We start from the raw sequence: 25,375 nt of genomic DNA on the forward strand, positions 1-25,375 counted from the left end.
CGCTTGTCAGGCATGTGCTCGATTTGTATGACCATCAATGATATTCAAGCCGCTGAATTGCGGAGCCGAGGCCGAGATATGAAAACCATCGTCACCGGAGCCAGCGGCCTGCTTGGCCGCCATGTGGCCGAGGCTCTGGTTGCGGCCGGCCACGATGTGCTTGGTGTCGATGCCGTGGTGCCGGGTGAGGTCGCATGGCGCCACGCAACCGCCGATTTGACTGATCTGGGATCGACACTGCAGCTGGTGCGCGATTGCGATGCCGTTGTGCATGTCGCGGCCATTCCGCGGCCGACCGGCCGGGCCGGCGGCGAGGTGTTCAAGACCAACATCGCGACCGCCTACAATGTGGTCGAGGCAGCCGCCATGGCCGGCGCTAGGCGCTTCATCTATGCCTCATCCTTCAGCGTCTTCGGCTATCCCTTTTTCGAAAAACCTGTGCGGCCGCCCTATCTGCCGGTCGACCTGGACCACCCGGTCGGCGCGCAGGACCCGTACGGCCTGTCGAAATGGCTGGGCGAGGAAATCGTCGACGCGGCGGTGCGCCGCGGCGCCTTTTCGGCGGTCAGTATCCGCATGCCGTGGATCCAGACGCCGGGTTCATTTTTCGAGGGCGTCGGGCCGCGCCGCGCCACGGCCGACAGTGCCCGCGACCTGTGGGCCTATCTCGACGCGCGCGACGCCGGGCAGGGCTTCCTGCGGGCGCTTGAATGGCAAGGCGACGGCCATCTGCGCGTCCTGCTCAGCGCCGCCGACACCTTCATGGAAGAGGAAACCGAAGCGCTCGTGTGCCGGGTCTATCCCGATGTCGCTCTATCGCGGCCGATCGCCGGCTTTGGCGCCGTGCTCGACACGGTCCATGCGCGCGAAACGATCGGCTTCGAACCACAATATTCATGGCGTTCCTATCCAAAGCCGGAGACCGGGGGATGAAACGATTCGACCAGAAGAAGATCCTTGTCACTGGCGGCGCCGGCGCGATCGGCGGCGCGGCGGTGCGGCGTTTCCTTGACGAAGGCGCGCGCGTCGCCATTGTCGATCGCAATGGCGCGGCGGCGCAGCAACTGGCTCGCTCACTGGGTGAAAACGCCATTGCCATCGAAGCCGACGTCACCGATGAAGCGGATGTGCGGCGCGCCGTCGAGGTGACCGTCGAGACGTTCGGCGGCCTCGACGTGGTGTTCAACAATGCCGGCATTTCCGGCGTCGTCGCTCCCGTTCACGACCTGCCGGTCGAGGACTGGGATACGACCATCCGTATCAATCTGCGCGGTATCTTCCTCGTCCTGCAGGCATCGCTTCGGGCAATGATCAAGGCGGGGACCGGTGGCTCGATCGTCAACATGGGCTCATCCATGGCCGGTTGGGACGTCCTTTCGGGCGGTGCCGGCTATGTCGCTTCCAAACACGGCGTGGTCGGCCTGACGCGGGTTGCGGCGCTCGATGCCGCGCCCTACGGCATACGCGTCAATGCCATTTGCCCCGGCGTGATCGAGACGACGCTTGGCGTGCCGGCTTCCGGTGACGGCGAATTCAAGAGCAGCGTCCAGCATTTCGCCGACCGCATTCCATTGCGCCGCATCGGCCAGCCGGACGATGTCGCGGCCGCCGTGGCTTTCCTCGCCTCCGACGAGGCGAGGCACGTCACGGGCGTGGATTGGCTGATCGACGGCGGCCAGACCTTGCAGAGCTGGGCCAACGCCCCTGATGGCGGTGCGTTTCCGAAATTTCGCTAAAGTCTTTCGGCGGCATTGCCTGGATGATCCGAACGGCAAGATCGAGATCGGCGAGCCCGCCCGAAAGCGGCGTGCGCGGCTTAACGCCGGCAAGAATGCAATCAGCGAAATGCAGCCATTCGCGGCGGAACGACGTATCCGGAACGCCAGGCAGAACGCGTTCGGATGCAGCCTCGCCTGTCGTTTCACGTAGCCGGACAGTCGCCGAGGCATTGCGGAAATAGGGGTTCTGGAATTCGATCCGCACCTCGTCGCGCTCGCCATGCACGTGGATCCACTCGTCCCACCATTCATACTGGGCAAGTGCCATGTCGAAGAGGCAAGGGACGCCGCCATAATCGAGCACGGCCAGCAGCTGGTTGGGACCGGTCTGCTGTGCATGCACGACGCAGTCCGGCGTGCCGAAAGCGCCGCGCATGACGGCAAGGTCGTGGCTGGCGAGGCTGAGCAGTACAAGATAGAGATCGCGATAGCCGGCATGGTCCACACCGAGCGCCGCCTCGATGCGCCGAGCGACCGTTTCGCGTCCCGCCGCCAACACATCGGCCGGCACGTCGGTGACCCTGGTTTGCGTGTAGAGTTGGCCATAACGGTCGAAGCGGCCCGCGAAATCGTGGACATGGATCGATTTCGGCCGGCCGATGGCGGCGATGCGCTCCAGCCCGATCTCATAGCCGGGATCATAGAATTTCATGTAGCCGACAAGGGCGACGAGGCCGCTCCGCTCGGCCTGCTCGACCAGCGGGCGCGCCTCCTCGAGCGTGAAGGCAAGCGGCTTCTCGACGATCAGGTGCTTGCCGGCGCGGATTGCATCGGCAACCATCTCGCCATGATCGTAGGTGCAGATCACGACCGCATCGACATTCGGATCGGCAAGCAGCGCGCGATGGTCCGTATATCTGGCAGTGACGCCATAATGTTCCGCGACCTTGTCGACCGTGCCGGGAGAGATGTCGCACAAGGCGGCGATGCGAAACGCCGGCAACTCCATGAGATAAGGCAAGTGCATCAGCTGGGCGATCTCGCCGCAGCCGATGACGCCGACGCCAATAACGCGATCCTGCATGTCAACCCTTCACGGCGCCGGCTGTCAGGCCGGCGATGAACTGCCGTTGCATGGCGACGAAGACGACGATCACCGGCAGTGTCGTGATCGTCAACGCGGCGAAATAGAGCGTCCAGAGCGAGTCGTATTGCTGGAAGAAGCTGACCAGCCCAAGCGGGATGGTCTGCACCAAAGGGTCGCGCAACAGCAGGAAGGCCAGGAAGAAATCGTTCCAGATCTCGATGAAGCCGAAGATGAGGATCAGCGCCACGCCCGGCCGCACCAGGGGCAGCATGATGTGGATCAGGATCTCGAGCCGGCTGGCGCCATCGATGCGCGCGGCATCTTCGAGGTCGGCCGGCAACGTGATGAAGAAGCTGCGCAGAATGAAGACCGAAAGCGGCAGCGAGGTCGCGGCATAGATGAAGGCAATGCCGAGCCGGCTGTTTATCAGGCCGAGATCGCGCGCCACCAGGAACAGCGGAATGGCCATCACCTGCGGCGGCACCAGCATGGCCGCAACCGCGACTGCAACCACAAGACCGCGTCCGGGGAAACGAAGACGCGCCACCGCATAGGCGCACGGCGTCGCGACGGCCACCAGGATGATCAATGCCGAGCCGGTGACGAAGATGCTGTTGACGATGCGCGATCCCATGCCGGCGATCCGCCAGGCATCGGCATAGTTCTGCAGCACCAGGCTCGATGGCGGACCCCAGACATTGCTGAGCATTTCCTGCTTGGTCTTGAGCGAACCGAACAGCACCCAAAGCAGCGGATAAAGGGTCTCGAAGAGCACGAGAATGAGCGCGGCATAGATGCCGCCAAGTTCGAGGATGCCGCGCATGCCGAGGCGCTGCATGAGCCCGCGACGGCGAGAGCCGGCGGCGCCATCGTTCAGCGAAAGGTTGGCGGCTCTCATCAGACGTCGAGCCTTTGCCGCCGCATCAGGGCCAGCAGGCCGACGCTGGCCAGCCCGACGATCATGAAGAGAACATAGCCGATCGCAGCGGCGTAGCTCATGGCGCCGTCCTGGAAGGCCTTGCTCATCATGTAGGTGAGCACCACTTCGGTGGCGTGGTTCGGGCCGCCCTTGGTCAAGACATAGACGATGTCGAAATTGCGCACGAAGGCGCCGGAAAGGCCGAGGATGGTGTTGATGAAGATGATCGGCATCATCATCGGAACGGTGACGTGCCGGAAGCGCTGCAAGGGGCCGGCGCCGTCCATCTTCGCCGATTCATAAAGCTCCGAGGGCATCGTCTGCAGCCCGGCCAGATAGATGACGGCATGGAAGCCGAGCCATTTCCAGACATCGACGACGATGATCGAGTAGAGCGCGATGTCGGCGTCGCCGAGCCATGATCGTTTCAGTCCGGCGAGGCCGATGAGATCGAGCCCGCTGTTGAGCAGGCCGAAGACGGGATTGTAGATCCAGGACCAGAGCAGGCCGACGGCGACGAAGGACATCGTCACCGGGACGAAGGCGGCGGCGCGGAAGAAGGCGCGGCCAAGCAGCGCCCGGTTCAGAAGCAGCGCCAGCCCGAGGCCGAGCGCGTTTTTCAGGACCACGACGGCAACGACGAAAATCAAATTGTTGCGCAGCGCGCCGAGGAAGGTGCGATCATGCGCCAGCCGCATGTAGTTGGAAAAGCCCGCCCATGTCGGGTCGGAAAACCCGTCCCAATTGTGCAGGCTGAGCCAGAAGCCGTTGACGAACGGCCAGAGGTAGAAAAGACCGAAGAGGATCGCGGCGGGCAGGATCATGACGAAGGCCGTAGCCCCGTCCCCGGCGTCGAAGCGCCAGGTGCCGGATCGGCTCGAAACAGGAGCCGCCTCTTGCGGTCGCGTGCTCATGTGGCCTTCGCGCCTTGCGGGGTCAGCACCAGCCCGAGCGTGTCCCTGATATAGGCGATGCTCTCGAGCGTGCTTTGCTCTGCTGTCTTCTTGGACGCATCCAGCTCGATGATGGCGAGGCCATCGTAGTTTGCCTCCAGCAGGGCGTCGGCGATGCCGGCAAGATCGACGACCCCGGCGCCGAGCTCGCAAAAGGCGCCATAGCGGTCATAGCCCTTCAGCGCCGGATCGACCCTGGTGTCCTTGAAATGCATATAGCGCACAGCCGAAATGTAGGTCTTGACCGCGTCGACCGGATCGGAATTGGTGTGGGCGAGATGCGCCGGATCGATGCACAGGCCGGCGAGGTTGGTATCCAATTCATCCATCATGCGATCGAGCTGGTCGCGGCGCTCGATGAAGGTGTCGAGGTGCGGGTGATAGACCGTCTCGATGCCAAGGTCCTTCGTCCGCCTGCCGATATCCTCGAGCGCCCGGCAGAAGGCGCGGTAGTCGTCGGCCGTGTGCGCCCCGGCAGCGGCTTCCGAGGGACCGCCGCCGAGAACCAGCACCGGTGAGCCAAAGCCCTTCAACATCCTGGTCAGCGCGACGAGCACGTCACGCTCATAAGGCCAGGCGACGGGGTTGGTGAAGATCGCATTGACGTAGAAGGAGGAGAGCTTGATGCCATATTCGCTCTGGCCTTCCGACAGCAGCGCATAGCGCCGCAAGATGTCGGTGTCGGTGGTCACCCCCATCGGCGCCTGATTGCCGAGCTGCATGTATTTGCGGGCGTACTGGTCCGACAGGCTGGTGAAGGCGAGGATCTCGAACCAGCCGAAGCCCTGGTCGGCGAGAAACTTGATGGCTGGCCTGAGCGGAAGGCCGGTCAGGTCCCAGCTGTTCAGATGGTAACCGATCGAGAAGCGCTGCCGTTCGGCGCGATGTGTCGTCATGTGTTCTCTCCGATGGGCGAGGCTGCCCGAAGCAGGCAGCCTCTGTTCTTCTTTCCTGGCGCATCAGCCCGGCTGGATGGGTGCTCGCTTGCAGGCGCTACTTCAGGGCCTCATTTGGGCGGCCAGCTGCCCTGGGCCTTGAGGTCGTCGAAGATGGTCTGGATCGATGCGGCGGCGTCTTCGGGCGTCGTGGTGCCGCCGACGATGCCGGCGATTGCCGAAGCCGTGGCGCTCGCGACCTCCGATGGCCAGATCCAGTCGAGGAACTTGATCGTGTTCGGGAAGGCCTGCTTGCGCAGTTCGACGGCATAGGCATCGTCGACCTGCGGCACGCCCTTGATCGAGGCCGCGATCGGCTGTTCCGGCGCGAGGTAGAGCGTCGCGACTTCAGGCCGTGTCAGATATTCGATGAATTTGACCGCGGCATCGAGCTTCTCGGGCGGGATCGAGGAGGCGACGCACATGCCGTTGTCGGCACCGCCGCCATGGCCAGGCGCGCCCGGCGTTCCGTCCATTTTCGGAAAGGCGAAGACGCCCCATTTGAAGTCCTTGACGCTCGACTGGAGCGACGGGATTTCCCAGGTGCCGCCATAATACATGGCGCTCTTGCCGGCGGCGAAGGCCGCACGCATGCCGTCCTGGTCGACGGAAAGCGAATCCTTGGAAAGGATGCCATCATCGACCCATTGCTTGATCAGCTTGAACCCCTCGACATCGGGCGCGTCGGTGAACTTCGCCGTGCCCTCGAGGTTCTTCTGCGTCTTGCCGACCGGGTCGCCCGATGCCTGCGAAAAGGTCTCGAAGTACCACATCGGCCACATCACGGTGTTCGAGCCCTGATGCAGCAAAGGGATCACGCCCGCGGTCTTGAACTTCGGCACGGCTGCCTTCAGGTCGTCATAGGTTGGCGGGACAGGAATGGCGAGCTTCTGAAAGAGATCGACATTGTAGAAGATCGTCGATGTCGACAGCGTCGAGATCGGCACGCCATAGACTTGCCCGTTGACCGTGAAGGCGCCAAGTGCAGCGGCGTCGATCCTGTCCTGGAACGGCTTGATCTTGTCGGTAATCGGCATCACCAGTTTGCGCCTGACATAGGCACCATTGGTGTAGAAGGCCGGGCAGGCGATCAGATCCATTTCCTGATTTGCAAGTTTTGCGGTCATCACGCGCTGAATGGAATCGGTTTGTGGCCCCTGGGCATCCCACTCGATCGCGGCGACGTCGGGGTTGGCCTTGAGGAAGCCGTCGATAACCTGCTGCTGGATTTTCTTCTGCTCGTCCGGCGGCTGACGCGGCGCGAGTTCGTCGAGCGCCGAGCCGCCGAAAATCTTGAGCGTGATCCCTTCGGCGTGGCCGATGCCGGGCACTGTAATCAGGCCGAGGCCTAGCAGTGCGGCGGCAAGGATGGGAGCGGCGGGACGTTGTTTCGGACGATGGGTCACTCTCTGCTGAAGGGGCATCTGGCTCTCCTTTACGCCAATGCCGAGGGGCAACCTCGGGACCAATATCGTTGATGGTCATATGATCTTGGTCGCCTGTTGATGTTTTTGTCAATCGGCAAGAATGCCTATTATTTCATCGATCGCACCGCCCCCTTTCGTGTTCGGCGTGGCCCGTGCGGTGTTCGATTTGCTTGAGCATTGATCTGCAAGAATTCGGCAAACCAATTGTCGGATGCCGGCCGCTCCCGCTAAAGGCCAAGCCCCATTCGCGATCTACTTCACGCCGATGCCGGCGGTCAGGCCGCCATCGATCTTGTAATCCGCGCCAGTGCAGAAGCCGGCCTTCGACGAACACAGGAAAGCGATAAGTTCGGCCACCTCCTCCGGCTCGCCGATGCGCCCGATGGGGTGCGCTTCGCCGAAGCGCTTGTAGGCGGCCTCGACATCGGCGTCCGTGCCGTCCTCGCCGCGGGCGGCCTGCTCCAGGATCGGGGTGCGGATCGAGCCGGGGCTGACGGAATTGACGCGGATGCCGGAGCGCGCATGGTCCAGGGCCAGGGCACGCGTCAGCGCGTGGATGGCGCCCTTGGTGGTGGCATAGGCGGCGACGTTTTGCTGGCAGGCAAAGCCCTGCACCGAAGCGACGTTGACGATGGCGCCGCCGCCCCTGCGGACCATTTCCGGGATGCCGAAATGCGCGGTCAGATAGATCGACCCGACATTGATCGACATCGCCTTGTTCCAGGTCTCGAAATCGGTGCTGACGGCGGTTCCGTACGGATGCACCGCCGCCGAATTGACGACGATATCGAGGCCGCCGAACCGCTCCACGCCGGCCGCGACCGCGTCGCGAACCTGATCGGGCACGGAGACGTCGGCGCCTATGACCAGCGCCCCGGCTCCGGAGCTTTCCAGTTCCGCTTTCAGTAGAGCGTTGGCCGCGCGGTCGATGCCGCAGGCGATGATCGCAGCGCCCCCTGCAGCGAGGCGTCTGGCGGTTGCGAGGCCAATCCCGGTCGTCCCCGTCACCAAGGCAACCTTGCCGTCGAAATCCTTCATTGGGAAAACTCCTTCATTCGCTGTCCGAAACCGGTTCCTAGTTTGACACCCATTGTGGTCCAACAATAGGTTGCCATCCTCTCGCAGAAGGAAGCGGCAATGGAACAGTGCTGGCGCTGGTATGGACCAAACGACCCGGTAACGCTCGATCATGTCAGGCAGGCCGGTGCGACCGGCGTGGTGAGCGCCTTGCACGATATCTATGACGGGCGCGCCTGGCCGCTCGAGAGCATTCTGGAGCGCAAGCGTGTCATCGAGGCTGCCGGCCTGACATGGTCGGTGGTCGAGAGCATTCCGGTCCACAACTCCTTCAAGATCGGCGCGCCGGAACGCGAGCGCTACGCCGGCTACTATCGCGACTCAATCCGCGCGCTCGCCAAGGCCGGCATTGCGACGGTCTGCTACAATTTCATGCCGGTGGTCGACTGGACCCGCACGGATCTCGCCTATCGGCTGCCGACGACGGGCTATGCGCTGCGTTTCGACGCCATCGATTTCGCAGCCTACGACCTGTTCGTGCTGAAGCGCGTCAATGCCGAAGCCGGCTATACCGCTGCCCGTATCGCCGAAGCGGAAGCGCGGCTGAAGGAATTGAGCAGCGAAGCGATCGACAGGATCGAACGCAACCTGATCGCCGGCCTGCCGGCGACCGAGCGCAGCTATGACAGGGACAGTTTTCGCGAGGCCCTGGCGGACTACGATGCGATCGGACCAAAGGAGCTGCGCCAAAACCTTGCCTGGTTCCTGCGCGAGATCATTCCGGTGGCCGAAGAGGAGGGGGTGCGCATGTGCATCCATCCCGACGACCCGCCCTTCTCGCTCTATGGCTTGCCACGCATCGTTTCGACAGCCGAGGATGCGCGTTTCATCCTTAACGCCGTCGACAGCCCCGCCAACGGCCTGACGTTCTGCACCGGCTCTTATGGCACGCGCGCCGACAATGACATCGTCGCCATGGTCAAGGAATTCGCCGACCGCATCCACTTTGTCCACCTCCGCAACATCACCATCGAGGATGACGGCTCGTTCTACGAAGCCGAGCATCTCGAAGGCGGCACCGACATGGCGCATGTTATCCTCGCTCTGATGCAGGAAGAGGCGCGCCGTCGCAGGGAAGGCCGTGCCGACTGGCGCATTCCGATGCGACCAGACCATGGCCATCTGCTTGCCGACGACATCGGCAAGACCAGGATCAACCCCGGCTATTCGCTGATCGGCCGGCTGAAGGGCCTCGCCGAGCTGCGCGGCATCATGCGCGCCATCGAGCGGTTCGAGCTGGCTTGAAGCCGTCCTGCCGGTCGGCTGGCGGGATTTACAGACGATCACGCGCGATTGCGCTTCCGCTGCGACTTATACGCTGTCGCACTGGAAAGTGCGGTCCACGAGAGGCATGGCGGGTAAAGCACTTGTCGGGAAATTATTTGCCGACAGGTCATAATATGCAGCGCTGACGTTCTTCCATCCGGCCCGGATTGGACTTCCTGTTGCTTTGATCGGCACGCCTTGCGTGTCACTTTGAGATGCATTCATGCTCGAAGCTCTTGCCGGTGGTCGCTTCTACTTCTCCTAAGCCAGGGCAGAGAAAAGAAGGAAGCTGACCATGCCCAGAATTGTGCCGGTGCTTGACCTGAGCCGCCTCGAACAAGGTGCGTCCGAGTATCGTACCTTTCTCCTGGACCTGCGTACGGCAGCCCGGGACGTTGGCTTCTTCTATCTCAGCGGCCACGGAATTTCCGCCCCGGAGATCGACGACGTGCTCGATGCCTCGCGACGGTTCTTCGCGTTGCCGGAGGCCGACAAGCTGGCCATCGAAATGGTCAAATCCCAGCAGTTTCGCGGCTACACCCGCGCCGGCGGCGAACTGACCAAGGGCGCGGCCGACTGGCGTGAGCAACTCGACATCGGCGTCGAGCGCCAGCCCATAGCGCAGGGACCTGGAATTGCACCGTGGACACGGCTGCAGGGGCCGAACCAGTGGCCGTCTGCACTGCCGGAGCTCAAGCCGGCACTGCTTGCATGGCAGGCCCAGGCGACCGCGGTGGCCATTCGGCTGCTGAAAGCCTTCGCACTATCGCTCGATCAGCCCGAGGACGCCTTCGACGCGATCTATCTGGACTCGCCCAACCATCGCATGAAGATCGTCCGTTATCCCGGCCGTGACGCGACCGAAGGCGACCAGGGCGTCGGCGCGCACAAGGATGGCGGTTTCCTCACCCTGCTGCTGCAGGACGACAACAAGGGCCTGCAGGTCAAATATGACGGAAGCTGGGTGAATGTGGATCCGCTGCCTGGAACGCTGGTCGTCAACATTGGCGAACTGCTCGAACTGGCATCGAATGGGTATTTGCGTGCCACCGTTCACCGCGTCGTGACGCCGCCTGCCGGCGTCGAGCGGATCTCCGTTCCCTTCTTCTTCAGTGCGCGGCTGGACGCGACCATACCGCTTCTGACCCTACCCGAGGAATTGGCGGCCGAAGCGCGCGGGCCGGCAAGCGATCCGGACAACCCCTTGTTCCGCGATGTCGGCACCAATGTGCTCAAAAGCCGACTGCGTTCCCATCCCGACGTGGCACGCCGCCATTATGCCGATCTTCTCCAGGCCGGAGCGGCGGGCTCGTGAGCTCAGCTCTGCACGAATTTTTTCCGTTTCATATGTTTTTTGGAATGCCATTCGTCGCCAAGGCTTCGAGATAGGCGCAAAAAGGTAAAATCGTTTAGCGGTTTCCTCCCATTCCGCTGGACGGTGTTCCCCTCTGAAGGTTCAAACCTTCTTTTGGCCGGGCCGCATTCGAGCCCGGCCATTTTTTGTCCTGGTCCCGGACAGCGCAAAACCTATGCTGCAAAAGGCCGGCGTGGAGGAACAGGATATCTTCCCGAGTTGCGCGGACCGTCCGATCCTGAGTTTAGGATTCGAGCGCTAGTGCTCGACTGTATCGATCGGTCGAAACGACTTTCATGACACAAAAACAATTGCACCTCGGCGCCTTCATGCGCCCCGTCAGCCTGCATACGGGCGCCTGGCGCTATCCGGGCGCCTATGCCGACGCCAATTTCAATTTCGCGCATCTGAAGCGCTTCGCCCAGACCTTGGAGGCGGCGAAGTTCGACGCCTTCTTCATGGCCGACCATCTGGCCGTTCTCAACATGCCGATCGAGGCGCTGCGGCGCAGCCACACGGTCACCTCGTTCGAGCCGTTCACGCTTTTGTCGGCGCTCGCCGCCGTCACCGACCATATCGGGCTGGTCGCCACCGCATCGACGACGTTCGACGCGCCCTATCATGTTGCCCGCCGCTTCGCCTCGCTCGACCATATCAGCGGCGGACGCGCCGGCTGGAACATCGTCACCACGTCCAATCCGGATGCGGCGCTCAATTTCGGCCTCGACGAGCATGTCGAGCATGACGAGCGCTACCGGCGGGCCCGGGAATTCTACGATGTCGTCACCGGCCTGTGGGACAGCTTTGCCGACGATGCCTTCATCCGCGACGCCGAAAGCGGGTTCTATTTCGACCCGGCCAGGCTGCATGTGCTCGACCACAAGGGTGAGCATCTCTCGGTGCGCGGCCCACTCAACATCGCGCGGCCAATCCAGGGCTGGCCGGTCATCGTGCAGGCCGGCGCCTCGGAGGCAGGACGCCAACTGGCGGCGGAGACAGCGGAGGTCATTTTCGCCGCCCATGCCGATCTCGCGGCGGGGCAGCGCTTCTTCGCCGACGTCAAAGGCCGTGCGGAAAGGCTTGGCCGGTCGCGTGACGACATCAAGATCCTGCCCGGCGCCTTTGTCGTTGTCGGTGACAGCGTCGAGGACGCGCAGGCCAGGCGGGCGAAGCTCGACAGTCTCGTCTACTACGAGAGCGGCATCGCCTCGCTGTCGATCGCCATCGGACATGACGCGTCCGGTTTTGATCCCGACGCGCCCTTGCCCGAAATCCGCGAGACCAATGCCTCGAAGAGTGGCCGCGAGCGCGTCATCGAACTGGCACGCGAGGAGAACCTGACCGTCAGGCAGCTTGCGCAAAGGCTGGGCGGCTATTCCGGCCTTGCTTTTGTCGGCACGCCTGAAACAATCGCCGACGAGATGGAGGAATGGCTGATCGGCGAGGGTTCCGACGGGTTCAACATCATGTTTCCATACCTGCCCGCCGGGCTCGATGATTTTGCCGAGAAGGTGGTGCCGGAATTGCAAAGGCGAGGGATCTTCAGGCGGCAATATGAAGGGTCGACACTGCGCGAGAATCTCGGGCTGAAGCGTCCGCCCAACCGGTTTTTCGAGTAGAGCCTTCTTCGCAGGGAGATTTTCGATGTCGATCCAGTCCAACACCCGCATCGTGCTCGCGGCGCGGCCACAAGGCCGGCCGAAGCCGGATGATTTCCGCATCGAGACGGTTGATGTCGTCCAGCCGGGAGAGGGCGAACTGCTGCTGCAGATCCTCTATCTGTCGCTCGATCCCTATATGCGCGGGCGCATGAACGCTACGAAATCCTATGCCAGGCCCGTCGATGTCGACGGCGTGATGGAAGGCGGTACCGTTGCGCGCGTCGTGATCTCTCGCCACCCGGAATTTACCGAAGGGGATATCGTGCTGTCCCATTCCGGCTGGCAGAGTTTTGCCTTGTCCGACGGTGTGGGGCTGCGCAAGCTGGATCCCGCTGCGGCACCCATCACTACGGCGCTTGGCGTGCTCGGCATGCCGGGCTTCACGGCCTATGCCGGTCTGCTCACCATCGGGCAGCCGAAGCCTGGCGAGACGGTCGTCGTGGCGGCCGCCAGCGGCGCGGTCGGGTCGGCCGTTGGCCAGATCGCGCGCATCAAGGGCGCGCGTGCCGTCGGCATTGCCGGCGGTGCCGACAAGTGCGCCTTCGTGCGAGACGAACTCGGCTTCGATGCGGTCGTCGATCACCGTGCCGATGATTTTGCCGAGCAGTTGAAGGCAGCCTGCCCCGGTGGCATCGACATCTATTTCGAGAATGTCGGTGGTCCTGTCTGGGACGCGGTGTTTCCGCTGCTGAACGAATTTGCGCGTGTGCCGGTCTGCGGGCTGATCGCGCAGTACAACGTCATCGCGGATGCCGGCGTCGACCGGTTGCCGGTATTGATGCAGCAAGTGCTGCACCGCAGCCTGACGATCAGGGGGTTTATCCAGCGTGAATTTGTCGACCAGCGCCCGGCCTTCTATCGTGAGATGGCCGAATGGATATCGTCCGGCCGCGTCCGCTACAGGGAAGATATCGTCGATGGCATCGAAAATGCACCACAGGCCTTTCTCGGCCTTCTCGATGGCAAGAATTTCGGCAAGCTGATCGTGCGTATCGCGGAATAAATGCCGCGCAACGATCAGGCGGGGCTGCTTGGGTAATTTCTGCCGCAGCCGTGGCCGCGGGGCGTGATTGCCAGCAGCCGCCGATCAGCCGGTTGCCCCGGCTGCCGATGACGCTGAGCGGCGAGAAACGCAACTTGCCGATCTGGGCGATGGTCGCGGCGTCGCGCTCGCGCAGGCTTGGATTGCTCACGGCACGGTTTCTGTCTCGAGTGCCGGCAGTGCCGCCGCCAGCCGGTCCGCCCATTCCTCGATGCCGGACCGTGTCGACAAAAGATCCTGCCGGATCTCGACGAGGACGGCGGCGATGCCGCGATCGTCGCCATGAATGGGCACGGCGTAGTCGGCGTCGCGGCTGATTACATAGGGCACGTTGGCCGCGACATTGAGCGCCGCATCGGTGCGCAGGCCCGAAAGGATCGCTTCGGCGAGACCTCTTGCTTGGTCATGCAGCACGCCGGCATGCCAGGGCCTGCTGACGCCGAGGAAGACCGGCGTGAAAGAATGGATCGTCACGATCCGCGTCTGCCGGCCTGCTTGTGCCCGGCGGTCGAGATAAGCGGTCACCCGGTCATGGAACGGCGAAAAGATGATCTCGGCGCGCCGGGTCCGCTCCGCCGCATCGATGCCGACATTCCCGGGAATGTCGGTGTCTTCCGACAGTACCGGAATGCTGCCTGGCGTGCCCAGTGGCCGGTTGAGGTCGATCAGCAGCCGCGAATAGCCGCTGAGGAAGGCCGGAGCATCGAGCTTCGACGACAGCAGGCGGGTCACTTCGGCGGCGCCGATATCCCAGGCGATGTGGCGCTGCAGATGGTGGGCATCGAGGCCAAGCTGTCGATACTCGACCGGCATGTGGTTGGACGCATGCTCGCACAACAGCACGATATCGGAACGGCCGTGCTCGTTAAGGGCCTCCACGGCCTCGGGCCAATCTTTTTTTGTCACTGCGGTCATCAATAGAGCGTCCGGTAGAGATCGCAGATGGAGGCCGGATCGAGACCGGCAAGACGCTCGGCTTCATGTCGCTTGAGGCCGACGAAGGTTTCGATGAAGACAGGCGCGAACCATCCCGTCACGGTGCCGTCGGCCAGCAGCGCGTCCAGTGCCGCGGGCAGGGTTTCGGGCAGGCGCACCAGACCAAGACTTGCCCGCTCCGCCTCGCTCATCAGTGTCGGGTCGCCGGTGACCAAAGGTGGCGACGGCAGGCCCGCCTTCAGCCCTTCCAGCCCGGCGCGGATGATCGCCGCCAGCGACAGATAGGGATTGCCGGTGGCGTCGGCGGCCCGGTATTCGATGTTGTATTGCCGCGCCGGATCCCGTCCGCCGATCGTCACCGTCGGGCAGATGCGCAGCGACGCCTCGCGGTCGCGGTCGGCAAGCCAGGTGTAGGAAGAACTCCAGCTGTGCGGCTTCAGCCGGTAGAAGGACGACACGCTCGACGCCGTCATGGCGGTCATCCCAGGCAGATGGCGCAGCACGCCGGCACAGAAGGCGCCCGCTTTGGCGGAAAGGCCGCCCGCCAGTGCCGGATCGTAAGTCATCGGCTTGCCGGCCTCGTCGACGAAGCTGAAATGGATGTGGACGCCGTTGCCAACGGCGGTTGGCGCTGTCTTGGGGGCGAAGCTCGCACGCCAGCCGGCATTGCGCGCCAACTCGCGCGTGATTTCGCGGATGGCGACGGCGCGGTCGGCCGCCGTCAGCGCGTCCGCCGGCTCGTGCGTCACCTCGAACTGCTCGTCGCCGAATTCGGCGATGACCACCTCGGGCACGACGCCGGCTTCCTCGAGCGCCGCCATCAGATTCGGCGCGAAAGGATCGGCGCGGCGCAGTGCGGCGAAAGACATTGAATGCGCCTGTGCGAAGCCGCCGTCGGCGACGTTGAATTCATGCTCGAAGGCGGCGATGACCGACAGGCCGGTTGCGGCTTTCAAATCGGCCAGCGCGTCTTTGAGCATCGTGCGGGTGCAGCCGAGCCATGGGCTGCCGTCGAGCTCGACGATGTCGCCGGCGACCATATCGAATGGCGTTGCCGATCCGGTGCGTGTCGTGCGAAAGCGCGCCTCGAGATCGGGGATCAGCCGCAGGTCGCCCGACGAGCCCCAGGGGTTGGGATCGACGATCGAGTTGAACGGTGTCAGCGACAGATTGGCCTGCAGCCAACCGACGCCGGTCGTGGCGGTCTTCTGCAACTTGCTTTCGGCAACGAAACGGCCCCGCGTGACGGCGGAGAGATCCGTGGTGACGACGGCAACCAGAGGCTCGACAGTCGACGTCATGCCGGTTTTCCCAAAGCGTTGAAGCGGTCGACGACCGTGTCGGTGTCAGCCACCCAGCAGTAGCCGCCGAAGGCCTTGAGCGCGATGTCGTGGCGTTCCTGGGTGATGGTGGCGCAGGCATCCGATACGCAGGTGACAAGATAGCCGCGGTCGGCGCCGTCGCGCACCGCCATGTCGACGCATTGATCGGTCAGCACGCCGACCACGACGAGATAGCGGATGCCGAGGTTCTTGAGGAGATAGTCGACATTGGTCGAATTGAAGATGCCCGACGACGTCTTCGGCAGCATGATCTCGTCGCCAACCGGCGCCAGCGATCCCACCGGCAGTCCTTCGGGGAGACTGGGCGCAACATGGATCGGTGTCAGCTTGTGGTCGAGCGAGCGCTCACGGCCGTCTTCGGTCAGGCTCTGAATGATGGTGTGCAGCACCTCGACGCCATTGGCCCGCGCCGCCGCCAGCAGGCGCTCCTGGTTGGGGATCGTCTGCGAGGATGTCTGCCGGTAAAAATAATGATCGGGGCCACGTTCCGGATGCGACGGATCGGCGCCCGGCTCCAGCCAGATGCGCTGCATGTCGACGAGCAGCAGTGCCGTTTCGCCGGCACGGAAGGCTTCGTCTCGTTTGGGTAGGGCCTGGGTCATGCTTTGTCGTCCTGCTTTGCTGATTTGGGTCCCGGTATCTTGCGGGGGCCGGGTGTCTTGCGCGCGCCGTTCTCTTGCGGTTCGCTGTCGAGCGTCACGGCATTGGCATGCCGCACCTTTTCGAGTCGCTCGATGCGGGCGCGGGCCTCGTCGCCCAGCGTCGAAACGATATGGGCGACCAACGCTTCCATCTGTGCGATCGCCGGCGCCAGCGTGTCGTAAGGTGAGGCGACTTCGAGCGGGCTGACGATGGTGACTTCGGCGAGATCTGATATCGGCGACAGCCATTGGTCGGTGAACAGGAGGATGCGCACATCGAGCGCCGCCGCCTGTTTTGCATAGGCCATCACATCGAGTTGGTAGCGGCGGTAGTCGAAGACGACGAGCACGTCGCGCCGGCCGAGGTCGGCCAGCGTGTCGAAGATCTGCGGAGAGAGCACGCCGAGATCGCGAACCCCGGAGCGGAACTGCACGAGATAGCCGGCCAGCATGCCGGCGATGTGGCGGCTGAACCGGCCGCCAACCATCACGATCTCGCCCTTGGCCTCCATCAGCAAGCGGGCCGCCCGCTCGTAAGTCTGGACGGGTGTCGCGGCGGTGGCTTTCTGCAAGGCCGTGGTGACGCTATCGAGATAGGCTAGCACGGCGCTGTCGTTGGAACCGCTCTGCCGCTTGGCCTCCATCATCAGCAGCGGCGAGTGCAGTCTTGCCTCGACTTCGGCCAGAAGCCTCGCCTGGAAATCCGGAAACCCTTCATAGCCGAGCTTCATCACCAGCCGCACCACGGTTGGATCGCTGACGCCAGCGCGCCGGGCGAGCGATGAGGCAGTGCCGAGGCCGGAGGTCGGATAGTCCGTCAACAGCAGTCGGACGATCTTCTCCTCCGACGGCGTCAGCGCAAGATCCCCGCGCATCAGAACATCGCGTATCGCCATGGGCCTCCCCGGAATCCGTGTTCTCTTGTTTTGTCGAGTTTATTACAGAGATTTAAATCTCGGTCAATAATGAAGAGATGTTGACATTGCGCGATCGCTGGCCCTACCTTGTCGAAAAGCAGCCAAGAGACTGTGGGGAACAGCCATGCGAAATGGAAGCGACGTCATCGTCGTCGGTGCCGGTATTGTCGGATCGAGCGCGGCCTATGATCTGGCCAAAGCCGGTGTGAAGGTCACGCTGGTCGAGCAGACCCATCCCGCCGGCGGCCCGTCGGGCAGATCGTCGGCGCTGCTGCACGCCTTCTACCTGATGCCGGAACTGTCGCAGGTATCCATCCGTGGCCGAGAGATCCTGGTGTCGCTGCCCGAAATCGCGGGCGAAGGATCCTTTGTCACCGAAATCGGCATGATGTGGGTCTGCGGCAACGACAACAAGGCGAGCTGGACGTCGGCAGCCGAACGCATCCGCGGCGAGGGCGCGCGCATCGAGACATTGTCGCCGCAGGCCTTTGCCGATGCCGCACCGGGCTTTGCCCTGGACAATCTCGCCGTCCTGGTATCCGCGCAATCCGGTGCGCGACAGCGCGCCGACCTGGAACTTTGCCGTCGTGCATTGTCATGGACATCCGGTGCCGCTCGACGATCACGGCACCACCCGGCATCTCCTGCAGCTTGTCGATGTGCTGGAGAAGGATCGCGACGATCGCTGGCGCATGCGTGAGCTCGGACCAGGCGGCATGGAGCGGCGCATACCTGGTATCATAGGGTTTGACCTGCCGATCGGGCGGCTCGAAGCCAAGTTCAAGATGGGCCAGGATGAGTGCCACTACGACACAGGCGGAGCCATCAGGGTGCTGGAGCAAAACGATCCGGCGCTGGCAACGATGATGAAGGCACACAACGCGCATCGCCAGGACTGACCGCCTGCATGCGGCAAGGAAAAGAAAAATGATCCCCAATCTCAACATCGTGCCCTTCGTCAGCGTCGACCATATGATGAAGCTGGTGCTGAAGATCGGCGTCGAACGCTTCCTCGTCGAACTCGCCGGCTACATCGAGGATGATTTCCGCCGCTGGGAGCTGTTCGACAAGACGCCGCGCGTCGCCTCGCACAGCGCCGAGGGTGTCATCGAACTGATGCCGACCAGCGACGGCGAGGTCTACGGCTTCAAATATGTCAACGGCCATCCCAAGAACATGCGCGAGGGACGCCAGACCGTGACCGCCTTCGGCATGCTCGCCGACGTCCACAATGGCTACCCGGTATTGCTGTCCGAAATGACCATCCTGACGGCGCTGCGCACGGCGGCGATGTCGGCTCTGGCCGCCAAGTATCTGGCGCCGGCCGGCTCCAGCTGCATGGCGCTGATCGGCAACGGCGCCCAGGCCGAATTCCAGGCGGTGGCCTTCAAGGCGCTGCTCGGCGTCGACAGGCTGAGGCTTTACGATATCGACCGCACGGCCACCGAAAAATGCATCCGCAATCTCGCCGGTCTCGGCTTCGACATGGTCGCCTGCGGCACCGCGCAGGAGGCGGTCGAGGGGGCTGACATCATCACCACCGTCACCGCCGACAAGCAGTACGCCACCATCCTCACCGACAACATGGTCGGCTCCGGCGTGCACATCAACGCGGTCGGCGGCGACTGTCCCGGCAAGACCGAATTGCACCGTGATATCCTGCTGCGCTCCGACATCTTCGTCGAATATCCGCCGCAGACCCGCATCGAGGGCGAGATCCAGCAGCTTGCGCCGGATCATGAGGTGATCGAGCTGTGGCAGGTGATGTCAGGCGCCGTGCAAGGCCGGCGCGATTCCGGCCAGATCACGCTGTTCGATTCGGTCGGCTTCGCCATCGAGGATTTTTCGGCGCTGCGCTATGTCAGGGATCAGCTGCGCTCGACCGGCCTCTACCAGGAACTCGACATGCTGGCCGACCCCGACGAACCGCGCGACCTGTTCGGCATGCTGTTGAGGGCGGCCCAGCAGGGTTGAGGCATAGAGTGTTCAGCCAGCCGAACCCCACATGGCATCCGGCACCACCACCAGCTTGCCGACGAAATCCTTGGCAATGAAATCCGCCTGCGCATGGTGGAAATCGGAGAGCTTGTAGACGCCACCGACCAGCGGCCGGATTTTCTTCGCCTCGATGTAACCAACGATGCGACGGAAATCCGCGCGCGTGCCCTGGCTCGAACCATGCAACTGCAACTGCTTGAGATACATGGTCCTGAGATCGAGTTGCACGACCGGACCGGCAATCGCGCCCGCGGTCGTGTAGCGGCCTTCGGGCCTGAGAATACGCAAGAGGTCGTTGAAGATCGCGCCGCCGACCAGGTCGGCCACCACGTCGATCGGTTGGCCGCCGGTCGCTTCAATCACGGCTTGCGGCAGGTCTGCGACGCCACGGGTGATGACCGCCTCGGCGCCGATGTCCAGCACCGCCTGTTCCTTGCCCTTGCCGACGACGGCATAGGGAATGGCGCCGCGCGCCCGTGCCAGTTGCACGATGCCGGAACCGACGCCGCCCGAGGCGCCGGTGACCAGCACGCGCTCGCCGGCCTTCAAGCCGGCGCGCTCCAGCATCTGTTCGCCGGTCAGGTAAGCGCAGCAGAAGGTGGCGAGTTCGACGTCGCTCATGTCGGTATCGACGACATGCGCATTCTCGGCCGGCACGGCCTGGTATTCGGCGTAGCCGCCGTCGCGGCCATGGCCCATATAGTCGATGTCGGCGAGCGAATCGTCGTCGCGATTGTAGATGGAGAAATCGACCATCACCCGTTCGCCGATACGCTCCGGCGACACGCCTTCGCCGACGGCGGCGATGGTACCGACGGTGTCGGTGCCCTGGATGCGCGGGAAAACAAGCGTGTTGCCCTGGCGCCGCCATGTCGACACGGCGGCAGCGTCCTCCTCCGTGCCATAGGCGCCCTGGCGCACCCAGACATCGGTGTTGTTCATGCCGCAAGCGCTGACCTTGACCAGCACTTCACCTGGCGCAGGCGCGGGCACTTTCACATCGCTGCGGTAGACGAGTTTTTCCGGCCCGCCGTGCCCGACAAGCAGCACGGCGGCCATGGTGGCGGGGAGGGTTCTGGTCATGGCATTCATAGTCGATCTCAGAGATTGGCAAACACGCTCTTGACCGCATCGGCGGTCTTCGACACGACGATGTCGGCTTCCTCGCGGGTCAGGCAGAGCGGCGGCGCGAAGCCAAGAATGTCGCCCTGCGGCATGGCGCGGCCGATGACGCCGCTTGCGGCAAGCGCTGTCGCCACCTGCGGTCCGATCTTCTGCGAAGCGTCGAAGAACACCCGGTCGTCCTTGTCGGCAACGAATTCCACCGCTGCCAGCATGCCGTCGCCGCGGACGTCACCGACATTCTTGTGGCCGCCGACCGCCTTGGCCAGCTCGGCGCGGAAATAGGCGCCGGTCTCCTTGGCATTTGTCACAAGATCCATCTCGTCGATCAGCTCGAGATTGGCGACGCCGGCGGCAACGCAGATCGGATGTGCCGAATAGGTCCAGCCATGGCCGAGCGAACCGAGCTTGTCGGAGCCCTCAACCAGCACCTGCCACATCTTGTCGGCGACGATGACGCCCGACAGCGGCGCATAGGCCGAGCTCAGGCCCTTGGCGATGGTGATCAGGTCCGGCTTGATGCCGTAATGGTCGGAGCCGAACATGGTGCCCAGTCGGCCGAAGCCCGTCACCACTTCGTCGGCGACCAGAAGCACGTCGTACTTCTTCAACACCGCCTGGATCTTTTCCCAATAGCCGGCCGGCGGCGGCACGATGCCGCCGGTGCCGAGGATCGGCTCGCCGATGAAGGCAGCGACGGTTTCCGGGCCTTCGGCCAGGATCATCTCCTCGAGCTTGTCGGCACAATGCTGCGAAAACTGCTCCTCGCTCATCGAGCGGTCGGCGCGGCGGAAGTAGTAGGGTGCCTCGGTGTGCAGGATCGGCGCGCGCGGCAGGTCGAAGGCGTTGTGGAACAGGTCGAGCCCGGTCAGCGATCCCGTCATCACGCCCGAGCCGTGATAGCCGCGCCAGCGCGAAATGATCTTCTTCTTCTCCGGCCGGCCGAGCACGTTGTTGTAGTACCAGATCAGCTTGATGTTGGTTTCGTTGGCATCCGAACCGGAGAGGCCGAAATAGACCCGCGACATGCCCTGCGGCGCGCGATCGATGATCATCTTGGCCAGCGTGATCGAGGCCTCGGTACCGTGGCCGACATAGGCGTGGTAATAGGCGAGGTTCTTCGCCTGGGCGGCGATGGCGTCAGCGATCTTCTGGCGGCCGTAGCCGACATTGACGCAATAGAGCCCGGCGAAGGCATCGAGGCTCTTCCTGCCATTGTTGTCCCACACGGTGACGCCTTCACCGCCGGCCATGATGCGTGTCGGGCTTTCGCCCCGCGCATGCGTGCCCATATGGGTCGAGGGATGGAAGAAGTGGTCGCGATCCCAGGCGGCGAGTTCGTTGGACTGGTCGAGCATTTTTTAACTCCTTGAGGGATGGCAGGACGAACCTAGGCGACGTCCAGACAGAGATACTTCAGATCGGTGAAGGCTTCGAGCCCGTGGCGCGAGCCTTCGCGCCCGATGCCCGATTGCTTGACGCCGCCGAACGGGATCGGCGCGCCGGTGATCTTGACGCGGTTGATGGCGACCATGCCGTAGTCGAGCGCGCGGCCCATGCGCTGCTGCCGGCCACCATTCTCGGTCACGACATAGGCGACGAGGCCATACTCGGTGGCGTTGGCGCGGGCAATCACGTCATCCTCGCTGTCGAACGGCGTCACGGCGGCAACCGGGCCAAACGTCTCCTCGCGCATGATCAGCGCTTCGTCACTGACATCGGCCAGCAGCGTCGGCTGGTAGAACAGCGGGCCGGCCTGGTGCCGCTTGCCGCCGGTGAGGCAGCGCGCGCCGTGAGCGATGGCATCGGCGACCTGTTCCTCCACCTTCTTGATGGCGCGCTCATGCATCAGCGGCCCGATGTCGATCTTCTCGGCTAGGCCATTGCCGGTCCGCAGCGTCTCGATGCGCTTGGCGAAGGCGGCGCAGAACCGATCGTAGATCGGACGCTGGACGTAGATGCGGTTGGCGGCGAGGCAGTCCTGGCCCGACGTGGCGAATTTGGCGTCGATGGCGATATCAACCGCTTTGTCCAGATCTGCATCGGCAAAGACGATCAGCGGGGCATGACCGCCAAGCTCCATCACCAGCCGCTTCATGGTCGGCGCGCTCTGGGCGGCGATCAGCCGGCCGATCTCGGTCGAGCCGGTGAAGCTCATGGCACGCACGCGCGGATCTTCGCACATCCGGCCGACGATCGTCGAAGCCTTGCCGGTGACGATGTTGAAGACGCCCACGGGCAGGCCGGCGCGTTCGCCGAGTTCGGCCAGCGCCAGCGCCGACAGCGGCGTTTCCGAGGACGGATGCGCGACGATGGTGCAGCCGGCGGCAAGGGCGGCGGCCGCCTTACGGGTCAGCATGGCCGCCGGAAAATTCCACGGCGTGACGACGCCGACGACGCCGAGCGGCTCGCGCCGCACCATCATCTCGGCGTTCGGCAGATGGCTGGTGACGCTCTCGGCGTTCAGGCGTTTTGCTTCTTCGGCATACCATTCGACGAAGGAGGCGGCGTAGTCGATCTCGCCCAGCGATTCCTGCAGTGGCTTGCCCTGTTCAAGCGTCATCAGCAGAGCCAGATCATCCTTGGCGCCGACGATCAGCTCGAACCATTTTCGTAAAATTGTCGAGCGCTCCTGCGGCAACAGCGCCCGCCAGGCCGGGAAGGCGCGCGCCGCGGCATCGATCGCCTTTGTCGTCTGCCGGCCATCGAGCGCGGCGACGAAAGCGACGGTCGTGCCGGTGGCCGGATCGGTGACCTCGAAGCTTTCGGCAGCCTCGCTTGCGGTCCAGTGGCCATCGACATAGGCGAGTTCGCGCAGCAGCCGGCGGTCGGCGAGGCCGTCGAGCGCTTCATGGCGATGCGAGCGGGCGAAATGCGCGGACATGGTCAAAGCCTCCCGGTTCGGACTGATAAGGGAAGACTATCCGCCCGATGCAGATAGAGAGGCTGTTTGGAAGTCCTGATGTAGAGAGACTCTCTCTATCGGGTTGCCCGGCGAGAGAATCTCTCCGCTCCTACGACGACGCCGGCAAAAGCTCTGCGATGGGCAGCGCCACCTGGTCCTTCACGGTCTTGATGACGATGTAGGTGAAGTAACGATCGATGCCGATCTCGCGGTCCAGCAAGCCATCGACCAGCCGCTGATAGGCGTCGATGTCGCGCGCAATTACCTTCAACAGATAGTCGACGCCGCCGCCGACAGACCAGCAGGCGACGATCTCGGGAACATCGCGTATAACGCGCTCGAAGCGGTCGAAATCGGCCTGGCGGTGGTTTGCCAGCGTCACCTCCATCAGCACGGTGGCAACGGGTGCCACGACGCGCATGGCGATCCTGGCGTGATAGCCCGAGACGATGCCGGCCTTTTCCAGCTTGCGCAACCGCATCCAGCACGGCGTCGGAGACAGGCCGACCTGCTCGGCCAGCGCCAGCTTGGTGATGCGTCCGTCGCGCTGGATGGCGTCGAGGATTTTCAGGTCGATCGGGTCGAGTTTCGCTGATGTCATCAGGGCTCACTTTTTCGTCCGAATACCATGACGGCGCATTATTTCGATTGTCAATTGCACTGATTTCGATCTCTAATAAGTCATGACATTGTGGCAACCCGATCCCGCGCTTATCCGACGGCCGGCCTATCAGTCGCTGGCCGACCAGTTCGCGCGCGCCATCCATGACGGACGCCTTGCCAATGGCGCGCGGTTGCCGACCCATCGCAGGCTGGCCGACGACCTCAAGCTTTCGGTGCAGACGGTTAGCCGCGCCTATGAGGAACTGATCCGCCGCGGCCTGATTTCGGGCGAGATCGGCCGCGGCAGCTTCGTCCAGACGCAGCGCCGCGAGCCCGAGCCGCCCTATCTGCCGGAGCGGCTCGGTGAAGTCATCGACCTTTCGATCCTGAAACCGGTCTGCGAGCCGATGCATCTTGAGCGGCTGAAGCAGGCACTGGGATGGCTGGCTGAGAACCTGCCGTCGAGTTCTGCACTTTCGTTCCGGCCCAACATGGTGTTTCCCCGCCACCGCGCGGTGGCGGTCGAATGGTTGAGACTGTGCGGCCTCGATGCTTCGCCGCAGAACGTCAGCCTGACTAACGGCGCCACCGCCGGCATGACAGTGGCGCTGATGAGCGTCGCGCCGCCGGGCTCTACGGTCGCCACGGAGGCGATCGGCCACCATACGCTGGTGCCGTTGGCACGCTATCTCGGCTTCAACCTGGAAGGCCTGCCGATCGACGACAACGGCCTGATTCCGGAAGCGCTGGACGAGGCCTGCCGGCTTTCCGACATCCGCGCGGTCTTCGTTCAGCCCTCGGTCATCAATCCGACGGCGACGCTGATGGATGCGCGGCGGCGAGAAGAGATCGCGGCGGTCGCGCGCAAGCACGATATCGCCATCATCGAGAACGATGTGCTGGGTCCGCTGGTCGAAGACCGGCCGCCGCCGGTTGCCGCGTTCGCGCCGGAGCGCACGCTCTACGTCACCTCCTTCACCAAGATCACCGTGCCCGGCCTGCGCATCGGCTATCTGGCCGCACCCGACCGCTACGTCGCCGCCGTCGCCAACCGGCATCTGGTTTCGAACTGGATGGCGACGCCGCTGGTGGCCGAGATCGCCACCAAATGGGTGACCGACGGCACGGCGATGGAGCTTGTCCACTGGCAGCGCGCGGCTTTGCGGCGCCGGCAGGATATTGCAGCGCAGGTGCTGGCGGGGGTCGACTATCGCGCCCGGCGAGACGGGCTGCATGTCTGGCTTCAACTGCCCGCGGACCGTGCCGAGGAAAGCTTTGTCGCCCAGGCCCGCCTGCAAGGCGTGGCTATCGCGCCCGGAACATCCTTCCGTATTTCGGGTGCGCCCTGGCATCCGGCGGTGCGTATCTCGCTGGGTTCGACCACCGAGGGGGAACTGCGCGCCGGCCTCGGCGTTGTCACCAAGCTGCTGCTTGGCGATCCGGAGCATCTGCTGCTCGCAATCTAGCCCGG

At 63.6% G+C, this 25,375-nt stretch carries 23 protein-coding genes and 1 pseudogene; 10 read left to right on the forward strand and 14 right to left on the reverse strand.

Features of this window, described 5'->3' with window-relative positions; translation table 11 throughout:
- Positions 1-78: 78 nt before the first annotated feature.
- Positions 79-933: an NAD(P)-dependent oxidoreductase gene (locus A9K65_RS12955; protein ID WP_064994634.1), complete on the forward strand. Its 855-nt coding sequence runs from the start codon at positions 79-81 to the stop codon at positions 931-933.
- Entirely contained in the window at positions 930-1,736 is an 807-nt protein-coding gene (locus tag A9K65_RS12960) for an SDR family NAD(P)-dependent oxidoreductase (protein ID WP_064994635.1), read from the forward strand. The genes A9K65_RS12955 and A9K65_RS12960 overlap by 4 nt, the downstream gene beginning before the upstream one ends.
- On the opposite strand, the gene A9K65_RS12965 is transcribed toward A9K65_RS12960, so the two are convergent.
- From A9K65_RS12965 to A9K65_RS12990, 6 genes are all read right to left on the reverse strand, one after another.
- A complete protein-coding gene (locus A9K65_RS12965; RefSeq protein ID WP_245322045.1) occupies positions 1,645-2,802 on the reverse strand; it encodes a Gfo/Idh/MocA family oxidoreductase in 1,158 nt (385 codons plus the stop codon). The genes A9K65_RS12960 and A9K65_RS12965 overlap by 92 nt on opposite strands.
- A gap of 1 nt (position 2,803) precedes the next feature.
- Complete coding sequence (locus A9K65_RS12970; protein ID WP_013530307.1) at positions 2,804-3,703, reverse strand: carbohydrate ABC transporter permease; 900 nt, start codon at positions 3,701-3,703, stop codon at positions 2,804-2,806.
- On the reverse strand, positions 3,703-4,638 hold the full coding sequence (locus A9K65_RS12975) for a sugar ABC transporter permease (protein WP_064994636.1): 936 nt from the start codon (positions 4,636-4,638) through the stop codon (positions 3,703-3,705). The genes A9K65_RS12970 and A9K65_RS12975 overlap by 1 nt, the downstream gene beginning before the upstream one ends.
- Positions 4,635-5,573, reverse strand: coding sequence for a sugar phosphate isomerase/epimerase (locus A9K65_RS12980; RefSeq protein ID WP_064994637.1), 939 nt, complete (start codon positions 5,571-5,573; stop codon positions 4,635-4,637). Before A9K65_RS12980 ends, A9K65_RS12975 begins: the two co-directional genes overlap by 4 nt.
- A gap of 110 nt (positions 5,574-5,683) precedes the next feature.
- Positions 5,684-7,036, reverse strand: coding sequence for an extracellular solute-binding protein (locus A9K65_RS12985; protein ID WP_013530310.1), 1,353 nt, complete (start codon positions 7,034-7,036; stop codon positions 5,684-5,686).
- 255 nt (positions 7,037-7,291) lie between these two features.
- Complete coding sequence (locus tag A9K65_RS12990) at positions 7,292-8,077, reverse strand: SDR family oxidoreductase (protein WP_064994638.1); 786 nt, start codon at positions 8,075-8,077, stop codon at positions 7,292-7,294.
- Positions 8,078-8,176: 99 nt separating this feature from the next.
- On the opposite strand from A9K65_RS12990, the gene uxuA reads away from it, so the two are divergent.
- The 4 genes from uxuA (at position 8,177) to A9K65_RS13010 (ending at position 13,400) form a co-directional block, all read left to right on the forward strand.
- Positions 8,177-9,361 carry a mannonate dehydratase gene (gene uxuA / locus A9K65_RS12995; RefSeq protein WP_013530312.1) on the forward strand — a complete coding sequence of 395 codons (1,185 nt, stop codon included), beginning with the start codon at positions 8,177-8,179 and terminating at the stop codon, positions 9,359-9,361.
- 316 nt (positions 9,362-9,677) lie between these two features.
- Complete coding sequence (locus A9K65_RS13000) at positions 9,678-10,697, forward strand: isopenicillin N synthase family oxygenase (RefSeq protein WP_064994639.1); 1,020 nt, start codon at positions 9,678-9,680, stop codon at positions 10,695-10,697.
- A 335-nt stretch (positions 10,698-11,032) separates the two neighbouring features.
- Positions 11,033-12,355, forward strand: a complete 1,323-nt coding sequence (locus tag A9K65_RS13005) for an LLM class flavin-dependent oxidoreductase (RefSeq protein WP_064994640.1) — start codon at positions 11,033-11,035, stop codon at positions 12,353-12,355.
- 25 nt (positions 12,356-12,380) lie between these two features.
- Positions 12,381-13,400 (forward strand): NADP-dependent oxidoreductase, encoded by a 1,020-nt coding sequence (locus tag A9K65_RS13010; RefSeq protein ID WP_024502301.1) that lies wholly within the window; start codon positions 12,381-12,383, stop codon positions 13,398-13,400.
- Between the two features lie 186 nt (positions 13,401-13,586).
- Here A9K65_RS13010 and A9K65_RS13015 read toward each other — a convergent pair whose 3' ends face one another.
- Genes A9K65_RS13015 through A9K65_RS13030 form a run of 4 tightly spaced genes read right to left on the reverse strand, consistent with a single transcriptional unit; the run spans position 13,587 to position 17,255 of the window.
- A complete protein-coding gene (locus tag A9K65_RS13015; RefSeq protein WP_024502302.1) occupies positions 13,587-14,354 on the reverse strand; it encodes an N-formylglutamate amidohydrolase in 768 nt (255 codons plus the stop codon).
- On the reverse strand, positions 14,354-15,676 hold the full coding sequence (locus A9K65_RS13020) for a glutamine synthetase (protein WP_024502303.1): 1,323 nt from the start codon (positions 15,674-15,676) through the stop codon (positions 14,354-14,356). The genes A9K65_RS13015 and A9K65_RS13020 overlap by 1 nt, the downstream gene beginning before the upstream one ends.
- Positions 15,673-16,320, reverse strand: coding sequence for an isochorismatase family cysteine hydrolase (locus tag A9K65_RS13025; RefSeq protein ID WP_064994641.1), 648 nt, complete (start codon positions 16,318-16,320; stop codon positions 15,673-15,675). Before A9K65_RS13025 ends, A9K65_RS13020 begins: the two co-directional genes overlap by 4 nt.
- Positions 16,317-17,255: a MurR/RpiR family transcriptional regulator gene (locus A9K65_RS13030; RefSeq protein ID WP_064994642.1), complete on the reverse strand. Its 939-nt coding sequence runs from the start codon at positions 17,253-17,255 to the stop codon at positions 16,317-16,319. Before A9K65_RS13030 ends, A9K65_RS13025 begins: the two co-directional genes overlap by 4 nt.
- 145 nt (positions 17,256-17,400) lie before the next feature.
- Here A9K65_RS13030 and A9K65_RS13035 point away from each other — a divergent pair.
- The 3 genes and pseudogenes from A9K65_RS13035 to A9K65_RS13045 all read left to right on the forward strand — a co-directional run.
- Positions 17,401-17,769 (forward strand): annotated as a pseudogene (locus tag A9K65_RS13035) (FAD-dependent oxidoreductase); the annotation flags it as partial.
- Position 17,770: 1 nt separating this feature from the next.
- Entirely contained in the window at positions 17,771-18,175 is a 405-nt protein-coding gene (locus A9K65_RS13040) for an FMN-binding negative transcriptional regulator (protein ID WP_245322046.1), read from the forward strand.
- A gap of 28 nt (positions 18,176-18,203) precedes the next feature.
- The gene (locus A9K65_RS13045; RefSeq protein ID WP_064994643.1) at positions 18,204-19,250 is read left to right on the forward strand and encodes an ornithine cyclodeaminase; all 1,047 of its coding nucleotides are present in this window, start codon (positions 18,204-18,206) and stop codon (positions 19,248-19,250) included.
- A 12-nt stretch (positions 19,251-19,262) separates the two neighbouring features.
- On the opposite strand, the gene A9K65_RS13050 is transcribed toward A9K65_RS13045, so the two are convergent.
- From A9K65_RS13050 to A9K65_RS13065, 4 genes are all read right to left on the reverse strand, one after another.
- The gene (locus tag A9K65_RS13050) at positions 19,263-20,366 is read right to left on the reverse strand and encodes an alcohol dehydrogenase family protein (RefSeq protein ID WP_013530321.1); all 1,104 of its coding nucleotides are present in this window, start codon (positions 20,364-20,366) and stop codon (positions 19,263-19,265) included.
- An 8-nt stretch (positions 20,367-20,374) separates the two neighbouring features.
- Positions 20,375-21,754 carry an aspartate aminotransferase family protein gene (locus tag A9K65_RS13055; protein ID WP_064994644.1) on the reverse strand — a complete coding sequence of 460 codons (1,380 nt, stop codon included), beginning with the start codon at positions 21,752-21,754 and terminating at the stop codon, positions 20,375-20,377.
- 32 nt (positions 21,755-21,786) lie between these two features.
- Positions 21,787-23,280, reverse strand: coding sequence for an NAD-dependent succinate-semialdehyde dehydrogenase (locus A9K65_RS13060; protein ID WP_064994645.1), 1,494 nt, complete (start codon positions 23,278-23,280; stop codon positions 21,787-21,789).
- Between the two features lie 130 nt (positions 23,281-23,410).
- Complete coding sequence (locus A9K65_RS13065) at positions 23,411-23,902, reverse strand: Lrp/AsnC family transcriptional regulator (protein WP_064994646.1); 492 nt, start codon at positions 23,900-23,902, stop codon at positions 23,411-23,413.
- An 82-nt stretch (positions 23,903-23,984) separates the two neighbouring features.
- Between A9K65_RS13065 and A9K65_RS13070 the strand changes: the two genes are divergently transcribed.
- Positions 23,985-25,370: a PLP-dependent aminotransferase family protein gene (locus tag A9K65_RS13070; RefSeq protein WP_013530325.1), complete on the forward strand. Its 1,386-nt coding sequence runs from the start codon at positions 23,985-23,987 to the stop codon at positions 25,368-25,370.
- The last annotated feature ends 5 nt before the right edge of the window (positions 25,371-25,375 follow it).

Origin of the sequence: Mesorhizobium sp. WSM1497 (genome assembly GCF_001672455.2) — a bacterium.
Lineage (GTDB): Bacteria > Pseudomonadota > Alphaproteobacteria > Rhizobiales > Rhizobiaceae > Mesorhizobium > Mesorhizobium ciceri.

Coding starts and splice junctions, on each gene's coding strand:
- A9K65_RS12955 (WP_064994634.1), top strand. CDS start 79: ATGAAAACCATCGTCACCGGAGCCAGCGGCCTGCTTGGCCGCCATGTG.
- A9K65_RS12960 (WP_064994635.1), top strand. CDS start 930: ATGAAACGATTCGACCAGAAGAAGATCCTTGTCACTGGCGGCGCCGGC.
- A9K65_RS12965 (WP_245322045.1), bottom strand. CDS start 2,802: ATGCAGGATCGCGTTATTGGCGTCGGCGTCATCGGCTGCGGCGAGATC.
- A9K65_RS12970 (WP_013530307.1), bottom strand. CDS start 3,703: ATGAGAGCCGCCAACCTTTCGCTGAACGATGGCGCCGCCGGCTCTCGC.
- A9K65_RS12975 (WP_064994636.1), bottom strand. CDS start 4,638: ATGAGCACGCGACCGCAAGAGGCGGCTCCTGTTTCGAGCCGATCCGGC.
- A9K65_RS12980 (WP_064994637.1), bottom strand. CDS start 5,573: ATGACGACACATCGCGCCGAACGGCAGCGCTTCTCGATCGGTTACCAT.
- A9K65_RS12985 (WP_013530310.1), bottom strand. CDS start 7,036: ATGCCCCTTCAGCAGAGAGTGACCCATCGTCCGAAACAACGTCCCGCC.
- A9K65_RS12990 (WP_064994638.1), bottom strand. CDS start 8,077: ATGAAGGATTTCGACGGCAAGGTTGCCTTGGTGACGGGGACGACCGGG.
- uxuA (WP_013530312.1), top strand. CDS start 8,177: ATGGAACAGTGCTGGCGCTGGTATGGACCAAACGACCCGGTAACGCTC.
- A9K65_RS13000 (WP_064994639.1), top strand. CDS start 9,678: ATGCCCAGAATTGTGCCGGTGCTTGACCTGAGCCGCCTCGAACAAGGT.
- A9K65_RS13005 (WP_064994640.1), top strand. CDS start 11,033: ATGACACAAAAACAATTGCACCTCGGCGCCTTCATGCGCCCCGTCAGC.
- A9K65_RS13010 (WP_024502301.1), top strand. CDS start 12,381: ATGTCGATCCAGTCCAACACCCGCATCGTGCTCGCGGCGCGGCCACAA.
- A9K65_RS13015 (WP_024502302.1), bottom strand. CDS start 14,354: ATGACCGCAGTGACAAAAAAAGATTGGCCCGAGGCCGTGGAGGCCCTT.
- A9K65_RS13020 (WP_024502303.1), bottom strand. CDS start 15,676: ATGACGTCGACTGTCGAGCCTCTGGTTGCCGTCGTCACCACGGATCTC.
- A9K65_RS13025 (WP_064994641.1), bottom strand. CDS start 16,320: ATGACCCAGGCCCTACCCAAACGAGACGAAGCCTTCCGTGCCGGCGAA.
- A9K65_RS13030 (WP_064994642.1), bottom strand. CDS start 17,255: ATGGCGATACGCGATGTTCTGATGCGCGGGGATCTTGCGCTGACGCCG.
- A9K65_RS13040 (WP_245322046.1), top strand. CDS start 17,771: ATGCCGCACCGGGCTTTGCCCTGGACAATCTCGCCGTCCTGGTATCCG.
- A9K65_RS13045 (WP_064994643.1), top strand. CDS start 18,204: ATGATCCCCAATCTCAACATCGTGCCCTTCGTCAGCGTCGACCATATG.
- A9K65_RS13050 (WP_013530321.1), bottom strand. CDS start 20,366: ATGAATGCCATGACCAGAACCCTCCCCGCCACCATGGCCGCCGTGCTG.
- A9K65_RS13055 (WP_064994644.1), bottom strand. CDS start 21,754: ATGCTCGACCAGTCCAACGAACTCGCCGCCTGGGATCGCGACCACTTC.
- A9K65_RS13060 (WP_064994645.1), bottom strand. CDS start 23,280: ATGTCCGCGCATTTCGCCCGCTCGCATCGCCATGAAGCGCTCGACGGC.
- A9K65_RS13065 (WP_064994646.1), bottom strand. CDS start 23,902: ATGACATCAGCGAAACTCGACCCGATCGACCTGAAAATCCTCGACGCC.
- A9K65_RS13070 (WP_013530325.1), top strand. CDS start 23,985: ATGACATTGTGGCAACCCGATCCCGCGCTTATCCGACGGCCGGCCTAT.